Genomic DNA, 12,974 nt, shown 5'->3' on the forward strand with positions numbered 1-12,974 from the left:
TAATACAATGAGATTTTAAACAGTGCTCCTCTGGGCAGCCAGTATGTGAATAATAACAAAGTCTGCCCCAGAGTAGGACAATCACACTAAGTTAACAATATTTAGTTCATAGCTAACTTAGTGTGATTGTTTTTTGAGACTGATGATAGATGCTATAGGAGAAGTGTTTTCATTAATTGAGCAATATTTCGATGATGGTACTTTGCGCCATTTAGGTTTCATTTGAAAAAACAGCTATAGTTCTATTGGGTATATTTCGAACCCGATATCTCACTGATCCGCAAAATTTAATTGTTCCGCTTTTTTACAACCAGTTCGCGATAGCCATACGTTGGGTCAGGTTCCCGATCAAATGTTAGTTCGGGCATCACGCCAATGACGAGTTCGGCTGTCGTATAAATCTTACAGCCTGCTACCAAATGCCCACCGAGAGTCTGTCCAGTTGAGTCAGAAACGGACAAATGCAGATGGCTCCCATTGATCGAGAGTGTACCTACCAGTGATACGATTTCAAAATGTCCCTGCCAGTGATTTGATTTTTCCTGATTCGCTAAGCGCAGCGTAACATCGGTCAGGCTACCAACGCATGTTAACAGCGCACCAGCCCGGATGCCCTCACGCGCAACCAGCCCATCGATCTGCTCTTTCAAATCCTGACCGGGCCTGAGCCGGAAAGAGTACGTTTGCATGGTAGCTGCAACGGGTTGCGGAAACGACTGGGCTTGTGCGTCTTCAGTCATCATGTGCCAGATGAGTAAAAATAATAGTGATAAGGCTGGTGGTCGTGTCATAAGAGTAGGAATAAGCTTAGGCGTGGGAGTAAATCAATGGTAGTTTCAACAAAAAAACCGGAAGCGTTGGCCTCCGGTTTTTTTGTTGACAAGTCTGATACGCTTATTCGATGCCGAACATCACGTCTGACCGGCGACCGCTGTTGCCTGCCCGGCGACGGGCGGGTTTTTTCTTAACCGGTGCTGGGTTCAGCAGGTTAGCACGTTGAGCTTCTGTCAGCGGCTTCAGGTCAGTGATCGAGTACGTATTATCGCTGATCGTTGTGTTGAAGCTACCCACCTGCTGCTCAGGCTGACCGTTGCATGGCAGCTTGGTGACGGTGAACACAGCGCGGAAGTAAGAAACCTGCGGACGTACCCGGCGACCTTTGAAGCGAATGGCGTTGCCACTCTCAATTTTCGCCTTCTCAGCCTGAAGCTGTTGAGCCAGACCACCCGGCAGTTCGTTGATGTTCAGGATAACCGTGTTGGTATCGAACTCAACCACGCTCGTTGCCAGACGACGGTTCAGACCACGGTAGCGGAGTCGTGTAACAGTATCGCCAACCGATGTAATCGTGCCGTTACAGTAGCAGACGTTAGCTACTTCGCGGGTGTATGGCGTGCGGTAGTATACTTCCAGACGCTCTAAGCGGTGACGGTATTTGCAGTCAGGTAGGGGTGGTGTCTTTTTCACTACCGCAAAGCTCGTTGTTGCCACTTCACTCATACACGTGCCACACTTAGCCGTTTGCCGGTTGTGAACGGTTACGTAGTAGAAGCCGGGGTTAAGCTGACCGTTCGAGAAATAAGCCGTTGGGAACGCGAGCGTCGTATCGGTTGTGTTCTCCAATTGGGCAATAACCTGATCGCCGGTAGTTGTTCCAACAGAGTCTGCACGATAGTACAACCGGGCCGTAAACGTTTCATTGCGTGGGTTCGGGGTAGTACTCCGCCAGCTAATAACCGGTGCTGTTGCTGATGGATTAACCGTCGCAGCGTTGTCGTTGTAAGCGAGCGACGTTCCCTTAAGCGACGCACCATTGAACTGGATGTTCAAAGCTGGAATCTGTTCGCAGGTAGGGCAGGTAATTGGTGCTTTCGGAATCAGCTTCCGCTGCACAAATCCTTTCCGCACAGCTACACCAGCACTAAAACCACCGTGCTTACGCGTAAACTCGGCCAGTTCATCCTGAATACCATTGATGATCAGGTAATTCAGGCGGGTGTAAAAGCCCTGACCCTGTACACCGATGTTCCAGTTATTGCGCAACGGGAAGAATACTCCCAACGACAACAGGCCACCCGGATGATACAACTTCGCACTGGGGTTGACTGATCGGAGCAATGCGCCACCATCAACAAACGAAGGTACATTTGGCACTGCCGACAGTTGAGACGGAATGTAAGCGGCAATGGTTGCTGCTTCAGTACGGAACAACCCGCCACGCAGACCCAGTTCGATGAAGGTGGTTGCGTCAGGATTCCGGCGGCTGCGAGCCAGCGTAAACTGCACAACCGGCCCAACCGTCAGGAACATATCTTCCGAAGCCCGCTGGCGAATTGTTACCTGATCGCGACCTACGCTTGGTGTGCGCGAAGCTGCCAATGCATACAGATAATCGCGGTAGGCACCTCGTGTGATGTAGTTCTGATAGCCAAAAGCTGTACCCAAACCAAAACGCAGCCGTCGGGTAGCAGGCGTCAGGTAATAATCAACATTACCCGTAATGTTGAACCCGGCACCGTTGTACAGCGAATTGTCGCGCCGAACGGGGCCGAATGTGTTCTCCCAGGTGCCGCAATAGGCAAAATTGGGTCCGGCGAATAAACCGATTCGCCAGGGCGACAGGCGACGGACCAATACAAAGGTCTGAAAGGTGGTGTCACAGTCGTCGAGTTCGGCAACATCAGCAGCTACGGCTTTAAAATCTTCACGGCGCAGCGTATCGGTGTAGACCCCCTTGCCTAAACGATAGATGTTGTCACGCGCGTTCGACCGAACGGCATCAGTGGATTGTACAGCCTGATTGGTGGCGGACTGGACGTCGTCCCGCCGAACCGTGTCAGCTTGTTGAGCTAAGCCGACAGAAGGCATTGCAAAACCTAGCAACACGAGTCCAGCCAGCATCCGCATGGGGTGTTGTTGGATAAATGTTCGCATATTTATTGAGTTAATTTGACGCAATGTTTCTAACTAAACTTTTATTCTCCTAAAGTGAGTTCTGGAAACTTATGCAACGGTCAACCCACTATTTTGGTGGATTTTTTCACTTTTCGAGTCAATCACTTATATAACAGGGGGTTGTTGGTGCCCCTGATACATGTCGGCGGTATTACTACCACTTTTTGACTCAATAGGCTTTAAAACGAACGTTGCACAAAAAAGTACGGAAAACCCCTCCCTCCCGCACTTTCACTGTTAAGCTGTTTCAACTGGATAACCAGATTACAACAGCGGTAACATCAACGAATGGACCTTGTGTCCGTGAAATTTTCTGCAATGTTAAGGCTGAATTGGAAAAGTCAATTCATTCTGTCAATATTTTTTCGCGTCTCCTGCTTACGTAAGCGTGTTTTTGCACCGTTGTCTAAGCATTTTTTAGAGGGTAGACAAGTAGCGCAAATAATCGCAATGCCTCTGTCAGTAGGTGGCCTGATGGCAACGGAATCATTGCTATCAGAACTGGTCTGACGATAAAGACGCTCAATAATAAGGATTGTCACTGAGTTAACAAACGATTTTTCCATAAACTCGCAGTCAATGTCAATTTTCTGCGTTCTGCCCAATTCCTCAGCGTTTTTTTCCTGTATTAACTTGGCTAATACAAATACTATGCCGGGGTGCGCAGAACAGATTGCTCAGACAGGCTTGTCAACTGATCAGAACACATGTCGCAACTGTGAACTAAACAAGAAACCAATAAATCGATAAAGTGTTATCGCCTACAAAATACTGACTGCATCGCTGTCCATATTTTCGTAGAAACAGGAGCTTGTCCATATTACACGATTTTTCTCTGCATTTGCCACATGCGCCGGTACTCAGGTTTCATCAGTTTGTAGCCCAACCATGTTTCGCCAACAGGTTCGAAACCGTGCCTATGGTAAAACGCTATCGAATTTGTGCTGCTATCCATCACGTTCAACCATACATACCGTTTGTTGAGTTGTCGGGCTATCTCGAAGGCGTATTCAATCAGGTAAGTACCCAGTCCTTGTCCGGCGACTTCCCGTAAAAAATAAATTCGTTCAATTTCAAATCCGCCTGCTTCATTGTTCAGATTGCTACTGAGTTTTACTTTCAGATAGCCAGCAGGCTGATCGTTTAGCAGTGTGAAAAAATATTGTACGTTAGGATCTTTGAGTTCGGCCCGGAGCGTTGCTTCGTTGTACGAGTGTTCGATATACCACGCACCCTCATCAAACCACAGGTATGTGAAATACTGTGGGTAAATCCGACGACAGAGGGCCGACAATGCCGGGGCCTGTCCGGGCGTAATAAGCTGAATAGTTTGGAGGTGTTTTGAAACCATTGTCTCAAACGGATAGTAAGGTTTCTGTGCCAGATTTGCAGCGCGAGTAAGTTAAATTTGCCGCCCCTTCATGAAATCACCGGCGGCTGATTTCAACAAACCGGCGACCGAGTTGAGGCAGAGTAACACGCCCCGGTCAATTAAGGCTTTGGCCTGATCACCGGTGGCGGCTGTTGTGCCCACAATCAGGCCCGCTTTACGTATTTTATCAACGACCCCTGCAATAGTTTTCCTGACGTCGTCGTGGCCGGGGCCGTCGTAGTAGCCCATACTCATGGCAAGGTCGCGCGGGCCGATTACGAACCCGTCTACTCCATCTACAAGGAGTATGGCATCTATATTCTGAACGGCTTCAATGTCTTCGATTTGTGGTAATATAAGTGTTTGCTCGTTGGCAAACTGCACATATTCCCCCTGATTCATAGCTCCTTGCAAATAATCAGCCGCCCGTACCAGCCCCAGCCCCCGAACGCCCGTCGGTGGGTATTTGACGGCCTGCACCAGTGCTTCTACTTCTGCCGGAGTTTTGATGCCGGGCATCATCAGCCCCATTACACCTGCATCTAAAAACTGTAATATCAGCTTCGGGTCGTTGCTGCGCACACGGGCGAGGGGCGTAATACCGCTCACTTCACAGGCCCGTACAATGTCCTGCACCTGTGCGGTTGTAACGGGGCTGTGTTCGCCATCGATCATGTAGAAATCAAGCCCGGAAAAGCCGCATAGCTCGGCTATAGTGGGGTCGATGCTGTTGGAAAGTACGCCCAGAACGGGCTGGTTGTTTTTTAACCGGGTTTTTACAATATTTTGCTTCATATTGTCAAGATTGTCTATCTGCCAACAAAATGCAAGTTTCTCGTTGAATTAACCTATACACCTTTTTTCAAATACCACAATCCGGGTATTTCAGAAGGCGAACAGAACCAGTAGCTTTAGGGCGTATTCTACTCATTCGCATACCTAATGCGCTGTCTTGTATTGTTGATACTGCTGGCGTTCAGCGCACAGGCGCAGCGGCCTTTTGCCATTCGGCACCTAACTACCCGTGATGGGCTGTCGCAGGGGTCATGCTTTTATATCCACAAAGATTCGCGCGGGTTTGTCTGGATTAGCAGCCAGAACGCGCTCAATCGCTATGATGGTAATCGCTTTACGGTATACCGGGCCGACGAAACCGATTCAGCGACCATCGGAAAGGGCGAAGTACGCGGTATTCATGAAACCCGAAATGGCGATCTGTGGCTGGGTACGGAAGAATGCCTGAGCCAGTATGTCCGCCGAACCAACTCGTTCAGGCGGTTCTACGCTACTGACCGGCGCGGAAAGCCATTTATCAGTGAACATGAAGTGTTTTACGCCGACGACTCTACCGCGTGGTTTGTCAATAAGCAGCAGGGTGTCGTCAAATTCAACTACATAACCGAACGTCGAACGATCATTGATAAATCGGTAAAACCGCGCTTCAGTATCACCACCGAATGGATTGAACACCAGCCCGACCGGCATTTGCTCATTTACTTACTGCCAACTGGCTTTCGGGTATATAACTACCAAACCCGGCAGGCGCAAACGTTTCTGACCGGGCAGGCTACCGATGCCATACTGCCGGGGTTTGGTGATGTATCGGCATCGTTTCAGACCCTGCACCGCTGCCAAACGCCCGGCCCACACCGGGGCAATTACTGCTTCGTAGGGCCGTCGGGCATTTTCGAGTTCGATCCATCATTAACCCGGCTTGTGCGTCGGTATGCGCTGCGGCCTGGCATCGATAAATTCCGGTTTGTCAGCATGGCCGAAGACCGGCAGAATCGTTGGTGGCTGGCCGTTGAGGGCGCAGGGGTGTGGCTTTACAATCCGGCCCGTGGTCAGATCGAGCAGGAGTTAAAGCCCGGCCCTGTGCCTAACTCCCTGCTGTCGACACAGGTATCGGCGGTTTATGTAGATGACCTCGGCTTAGTATGGGTCAACTGCGACCCGTTCGGCGTAGACCTTATTTACCCGAATGCGTTTACCGTTGAAACTTTCCCCGATAACCCTGCCGACATTACCGACCTCAACAACCATACTATTCGCGGATTATGCGAAGACCGGCAAGGCCATATCTGGGTCGGCACGGTCGAAGGCGGTATCCGGCGATACAACCCCACTACAGGACAAATGCGGGCGTATACGGGCGAGCAGGGCGTTCCTGTTGAGGGCAACATCCGGCAAATCAAACAAACCCGCGACGGGCGGCTGTTGGTAGCTACCATTTTTGGCCTGCTGCGCTATAACCCAAAAACAGACCGCTTCGCGCCAGTGCCTAATCCTCGCTGCGCCGACGCTAACTGTAGCTACGCAGGCGGTCTGCTCGAACTGCCCGATGGCCGTTTCGCCCTGGCAACGCACGGTGGCTTGTTTCTCTTGGATAATAATCTAATGCCTGTTTATCAGATAGATGCAGGTGGCGTTTATGAGGGCGGCATGTACTTTGACCAGAATACAAAGCGGCTGTATGCGGGTCGTCGTAATCAGGATTTGGTGATCTATCGCTATCAGAACGGACAACTTAGGCAGGAAGCCGTTGTATTGCCCGGCCACAATGTCATGGACTATTACGCTGATCCGGCCCGGCGTTCGTTGTGGCTCTGCACAGATCGGGGCTTAGTTCGCTTCGACCCGGCTACGCGGAAAATCATTCGCACCTATACCGTAAAAGACGGTATGCCCGACGATGTCGTATATGGTCTGCTGCCCGACCGGCGCGGGCGGTTCTGGCTCAGCACCAATAATGGCTTAGTCAAGTTTTTTCCGGCAGCGCAAACGTTTAATCCGGTTGTAATGACCAAAAGCCGTGAATACAACAGCCACGCGTCGCTGGCTGGCTCCGACAGTACGTTTTATTTCGGGGGTGTGCATGGGCTGGATCGGTTTGTGCCGCAGCAAATTGAAAACTACCGGGCAGAAATACCCGTTCGGGTCATAGATTTCCAGGTTAACGACCAACCCTACAATATGGGGGCGTTTATCGGCGAAACCGGCTCTGTAACGCTCGACCCAGATGAACGCACGTTTTCGATTGGGCTGGCTGCTTTAGACTACGTGAGCAATGGCAAAAATCAGTTTTTCTACCAACTTTCGGGCGTTGACCGGGGCTGGGTATCGTTGAGCGAAGGCAATACGGTGCGCTACGCCGACGTGTCGCCGGGTAGCTATGCCTTTCGGGTGCGGGCAGTAGATGCACGCGGACAGCTCACGGCTGAAACCAAACTGCACATTACCATTCGTCCGCCGTTCTGGCAGCGTTGGTGGTTTTGGCTGCTTAGCACAGTTTTGGTAGTCGGCAGTATAACATTCTGGATGAACGCGCTCAATCGCAGCAAGCTGGCCCGGCAGCTTCGGCTGTTGCAAAATACGTTGGCAACACAGGAAAGCGAACGCAACCGTATTGCCCGCGATCTGCACGACGACGTAGGTAATACCCTCGCCACGGCCAAAGGAATGCTCGAACGCGCTAAAGAAACGCTTCGCCTGCCCGACACCACCGCCGACCTCGAACAGGCTTACACGCTAATTGACAAAGCAGGTAACGATTTACGCACGATTACGCACGATTTGATGCCCGTAGAGTTCGACAAATACGCTTTGCCCGACGTGGTGGCACAGTTGACAGAGCGGGCCAGCCGGTCGTCGCAAACAATGTTCGAGTACATTCAATTTGGCGAAGTTCGGCGATTGTTTCCCGAACGAGAATTGGTACTATATCGCATTATTGCCGAACTGGTGCAGAACGCGCTCAAACATGGCGGGCCGGGGCTGGCTATCGTTCAGTTGGGTTATCACGAGCGCAACCTGAGCGTATTAGTCGAAACACCAGTCGATACGAATCAAAAAAACGGATTATTTTCTGAACAGATGACGCCGGGAATCGGGCAAAAGAATATAACTTACCGAGCAGAATATCTGTGTGCCACGCTCACGACCGACAGCAACGCCAGTAGCTACCTTGTCATGCTCGACGTCCCGTATGATTCAACCCGCTCAACAACCTATCCGCCTTCTGATCATTGACGACCATCGGCTATTTAATGATGGTTTACGGCTTATGCTGGCCGACGTGCCCGATCTGATCGTTGTTGGGCAAATTTACCACAGCCCCAACGCGCTACAGGCTGTAACCGAATTTCAGCCCGATGTACTGATCATTGATTTTAATATGCCCGAGTTAGATGGCCTCGACCTGACCCGACAACTTGTTGCTAACCGCACTACGCAACGCATTCTGATTCTGAGCATGTATGGCGAACAACGCTACATTGACGATTTCAGAAACGCCGGTGCTACGGGCTACATGCTCAAAACGTCAACGAAAGAAGAACTGTTAGCCGCTATCCGGGCCGTAGCTCAAGGTCAGGCTTACTTCGACCCTAAACTGCATGACTGGAAACAGTTTGGCAATCATACCGACGACATATTCCTCAAAAAATACAAGCTAACCCCGCGTGAGGTTGAAATCATCCGCTACATCAAACAGGGGTTGAGCAGCCCGCAAATTGCTGAAAAAGTGAATCTGAGTCCGCATACGATTGATACACACCGAAAAAACATTCATGCCAAACTCAACATCAGTACGTTGGCTGATCTGGTGCGGTTTGCCATAGAAATGGGTTTGTAACGTGAAGCCCATATAAATCTACCCGGATTGGGGTATTGACATTGGTGCGGATGAAGCAGAACTTTGTTTAGCTTCTTTCTTCACACCATACGCGAAGCCTTCTCTGAACTCCGGTCGCCCGTTAACGAAGGGCGACCGATTTTTTTATGCCTTTCCACGTAGTTGCGAAAAGCGGGTGCTTTCCGGGAAAAGAAACAAACTTGCACCCGACTTACGCCGTTGTAGAGCCATGTCTGCAACCTTGCTCATTATTGACGATGAACCGCGCCTGCGTCAACTGCTTGCCCGGATTCTGCAACTCGAAGGCTATACCGTACTCGAAGCCGAAAACGCCCGCACCGGTCTGAAAACCCTCGAACGCGAAGCCGTACACGTGGTCATCAGCGACGTGAAACTGCCCGATAAAAACGGTATCGAACTTACCGCGCAATTAAAGCAGCTCTACCCGGCCACCGAAATCATTGTACTCACGGCCTATGGCACTATTCAGGACGGTGTAACGGCCATCAAAAACGGCGCGTTTGATTATATCACAAAAGGCGACGACAATGACCGGATTATTCCGCTCGTGAGCCGGGCCGTAGAGAAGGCTAAACTGCAATTTCGGGTGCAGCAACTCGAAGCGCAGGTGAACCGGCGGCATGGGTTTGACAGCATTATCGGTCACTCAAAAGCCATTCAGCAGCCTATTGCACTGGCTCGAAAAGTGGCCGCTACGGATGCCACTGTGCTGCTAACAGGCGAAACCGGCACAGGTAAGGAGGTCTTCGCGCAGGCTATTCACTACGCAAGTCCGCGTCGGAGTGGTTCGTTTGTGGCTGTCAACTGCGGGGCGTTGGGCAAAGACATTCTCGAAAGCGAACTGTTCGGACATCGCGCCGGAGCCTTCACCGGGGCCACCCGCGACCAGAAAGGGCTGTTTGCCGAGGCCGACAAAGGCACCATTTTTTTAGACGAAATCGGCGAAATGCCGCTCGATTTGCAGGCCAAACTCTTACGAGTCCTCGAAACGCACGAGTTTCTGCGCGTGGGCGACACGAAGCCCACTAAAACCGACGTGCGCGTGATTGCCGCCACCAACCGGAGTCTCGAACAGGAAGCCAATGCCGGAACGTTTCGGCTTGATTTATACTATCGCCTGTCGGTATTTGGTATTGAGTTGCCATCCCTGCGCGACCGACGCGACGACATTCCGGCGTTGGCCGAGTTGTTTGCCCGGCAAGACGCGGCTAAGATGGGTCGGCGTGAGATTCAATTGAGTCCGGCGTTTGTGCAGAAACTGCAACAGCACCCCTGGAAGGGTAATATTCGGGAGCTAAAAAACGTAATCGAGCGAGCCGTAATCCTGGCCGATACCAGCGAACTAACACCCGATCTGCTGCCATACGAACTACAAACCGATATAACGGCTCCTGACCCGAACGTGATTGTAGACCTCGCCACACTGGAGCAGCAACACATTTGGCGGGTACTAAAGCATACCAACGGGCAAAAACCCGAAGCTGCCCGCCTGCTGGGAATTGGCCTGACAACGCTGTACCGCAAAATTCAGGAGTATGGTCTGGACTGAGCCAACAGCGAGGTGAAAACCCTACCTGTTAGTTGATTGTAGGCTCGTTTGCAGATGTAGTTACCCGACGAAGGCGCACAAATTCGGCGGGCCGGACAATGAGCGGTACCTGCTCGGTTTCTACGTTTTGCGTGTCGAGACCATAGGCACGTTCGTCGGCTAAGCTCACTCGCTTCAGGCTGAAATAACTACTCATCACAAAAGAATCAAGCGCAGTCAAATCATTTTCATAAGACAGGAAGCGGTTGATGACGATAAATCTAAAGTCGCCGATAAAATTAGGAGACGTGCCAAGTGGCCGGTATTTCGGAAATAACTTCACTTCGCCACAGCGCACCATCTCTTCAACCACTTTTCGGAACAGCAGATTGATGCGGGGCTGCACGCGGAAACCTAACCGGAAGGTTATGCGTACTACTTCTTCCGGCTCCAGAATGTCGATTGAGTACTCAGTAGTGTAGGGGTCATCGGCCAGTTCGACGTGAATAAGCCAATACACGTCGGCCCGTTTGGGCTGCCCTTCCAGAATTGAGTCAATGATGTGTTCTTCAACCTGTCGGGCATCAGTCGACGAGGTTAGATACACTAAGTTGGTGGCGTATTTAGGAATGCTCTCATCGTTGCTTAGTTGCTTTAGAATAGGCAGGTGATCGCGTAGACTCACATAGCGGGTAAGTCTGCGTTTGATACGGCTTCCGAAATGCCAGACCAGCATAACGGTCATCATAATGGCACCCAATAAGAGCGACACCCAGCCGCCGTGCGTAAATTTCCGCAGGTTGGCAACCAGAAAACCCCCTTCAATGAATAAATAGATTGCCAGCAGAACCAGCACCACAAATCCGTTGATGTGGCGGGTATACAGATACATCGCCAGTAGCACGGTGGTCATAAGCATTGTTAAGTTGACCGACAAGCCAAAGGCTGCTTCCATATTTTTCGATTCGCGGAAATAGAGCACTACGGCGAAACAGCCAGCCATCAGCAGCCAGTTGAATGCCGGAATGTAGACTTGCCCGCGTGCATCTGACGGAAACACAATTCGCATTTTGGGCAACAACGTTAGTCGGAATGCTTCGGAAACCAGTGTGAATGTGCCGCTGATAAGTGCCTGACTTGCAATGATGGTAGCCAACGTAGCAATGCCGATGCTGGGCAGGAGAAACCAGCCCGGTATCAAACCGAAAAACGGACTTTGATTGCCTAACGGTTTCCCCAAATGCTGAAGCAGCCAGGCGGCCTGACCTAAATAGCACAGAATCAGGCAAACTTTCACATAAACCCAGGATATCTGAACGTTCTTTCTCCCCACGTGTCCCATATCAGAGTATAACGCTTCAGCTCCGGTCGAACACAGAAACACCCCCCCCAGCAGCCAGAAACCTTCGGGATAGTTTACAATCATGTTGTAAGCATAATAGGGGTTTAGGGCGCGAACCACTGCCGGGTTCTGCACCACCTGCGCCAGACCAATTACCCCAATCATGGTGAACCAAACCACCATAATCGGTCCGAAAGCGTTGCCAAGTTTGTTGGTGCCAGCCTGCTGCACCACAAATAATAGCAGTAAAATAGCCAGCACGATAGGGACTGTTGGGAGATCGGGATATAATGGCAACAGTCCCTCAATAGCCGACGAAACCGAGATAGGGGGCGTAATGATGCTGTCGGCAATGAGAAAACTGCCGCCTGCAATAGCCGGAAACAGCAACCACTTACCGTATCGCCGAATGAGCGTGTAGAGCGAAAAAATGCCGCCTTCCCCGTTGTTGTCGGCCCGCAACGTGATAAATACGTACTTAAGTGTGGTTTGGAACGTAAGCGTCCAGAAAATAGCCGAGGCTCCGCCTAAAGCCAGCGTTTCTGTAACGGAGCGATCTTCAATGATGGCGCGGTACGTGTACAGGGGCGACGTACCAATATCGCCGAAAACAATACCCACAGCTACCAGTAAACCGGCTGCCGTAAGCTTATCCAAATGAGCAGTTGCGTGTTTGTTCATTATTGGGTTATGTGTTGGCGTAGCTTACCGCGAAAGCCGTGCCAACCGTACTTGTAGCTTCTTAGATGGCATTTTCTCCATTAGTTTCCCCAAAATGACAATGTTCTTTTCCATAATGAAAAAAATACAGCTATCATTTACTTATACAATATTCTCGGGGAAAAATTAATAGGTTATCTATCAGATTGTTATGCTGATTTACGGCGGATTCCTACAAAATGGATTGTTTTTTGGCATGTAGCCATCAACAACCAATTACTTCCAATTTAAAATGGCAACTGTCCTGCTGCTTATCGTGTCGGCCCTGCTTTGCTTCGCCGTATTCTACAAAGCCATCGAATGGTTCGAACGTATCTGACCCATGCTAACACTCCTTTTTATTGTCTCTCTGCTGGTCTTTGCGTATATGCTATACGTACTGATCCGGCCCGAACGCTTCTAA

At 50.6% G+C, this 12,974-nt stretch carries 9 protein-coding genes; 4 read left to right on the forward strand and 5 right to left on the reverse strand.

The annotated features are described in order from the left end of the window. Window positions 1-287 precede the first annotated feature (287 nt). The 4 genes from AWR27_RS03900 to AWR27_RS03915 form a co-directional block, all read right to left on the reverse strand. Complete coding sequence (locus AWR27_RS03900) at window positions 288-743, reverse strand: PPC domain-containing DNA-binding protein (protein WP_077129995.1); 456 nt, start codon at window positions 741-743, stop codon at window positions 288-290. Between the two features lie 151 nt (window positions 744-894). Then, a complete protein-coding gene (locus AWR27_RS03905; RefSeq protein ID WP_077129996.1) occupies window positions 895-2,901 on the reverse strand; it encodes a hypothetical protein in 2,007 nt (668 codons plus the stop codon). Window positions 2,902-3,775: 874 nt separating this feature from the next. After that, complete coding sequence (locus AWR27_RS03910; protein ID WP_077129997.1) at window positions 3,776-4,306, reverse strand: GNAT family N-acetyltransferase; 531 nt, start codon at window positions 4,304-4,306, stop codon at window positions 3,776-3,778. Between the two features lie 51 nt (window positions 4,307-4,357). Then, window positions 4,358-5,122 (reverse strand): HpcH/HpaI aldolase family protein, encoded by a 765-nt coding sequence (locus AWR27_RS03915; protein ID WP_077129998.1) that lies wholly within the window; start codon window positions 5,120-5,122, stop codon window positions 4,358-4,360. 147 nt (window positions 5,123-5,269) lie between these two features. On the opposite strand from AWR27_RS03915, the gene AWR27_RS03920 reads away from it, so the two are divergent. The 3 genes from AWR27_RS03920 (at window position 5,270) to AWR27_RS03930 (ending at window position 10,530) form a co-directional block, all read left to right on the forward strand. After that, window positions 5,270-8,356: a ligand-binding sensor domain-containing protein gene (locus tag AWR27_RS03920; protein ID WP_077129999.1), complete on the forward strand. Its 3,087-nt coding sequence runs from the start codon at window positions 5,270-5,272 to the stop codon at window positions 8,354-8,356. Then, window positions 8,313-8,960 carry a response regulator gene (locus tag AWR27_RS03925; protein ID WP_077130000.1) on the forward strand — a complete coding sequence of 216 codons (648 nt, stop codon included), beginning with the start codon at window positions 8,313-8,315 and terminating at the stop codon, window positions 8,958-8,960. The genes AWR27_RS03920 and AWR27_RS03925 overlap by 44 nt, the downstream gene beginning before the upstream one ends. Window positions 8,961-9,189: 229 nt before the next feature. After that, window positions 9,190-10,530 carry a sigma-54-dependent transcriptional regulator gene (locus tag AWR27_RS03930; protein WP_077130001.1) on the forward strand — a complete coding sequence of 447 codons (1,341 nt, stop codon included), beginning with the start codon at window positions 9,190-9,192 and terminating at the stop codon, window positions 10,528-10,530. Window positions 10,531-10,558: 28 nt separating this feature from the next. Here AWR27_RS03930 and AWR27_RS03935 read toward each other — a convergent pair whose 3' ends face one another. Further along, a complete protein-coding gene (locus AWR27_RS03935; protein ID WP_077130002.1) occupies window positions 10,559-12,532 on the reverse strand; it encodes a KUP/HAK/KT family potassium transporter in 1,974 nt (657 codons plus the stop codon). Window positions 12,533-12,893: 361 nt separating this feature from the next. On the opposite strand from AWR27_RS03935, the gene AWR27_RS03940 reads away from it, so the two are divergent. Further along, the gene (locus AWR27_RS03940) at window positions 12,894-12,974 is read left to right on the forward strand and encodes a potassium-transporting ATPase subunit F (RefSeq protein ID WP_018619445.1); all 81 of its coding nucleotides are present in this window, start codon (window positions 12,894-12,896) and stop codon (window positions 12,972-12,974) included.

Source organism: Spirosoma montaniterrae (assembly GCF_001988955.1).
In the GTDB taxonomy this organism is placed as follows: Bacteria; Bacteroidota; Bacteroidia; order Cytophagales; family Spirosomataceae; genus Spirosoma; species Spirosoma montaniterrae.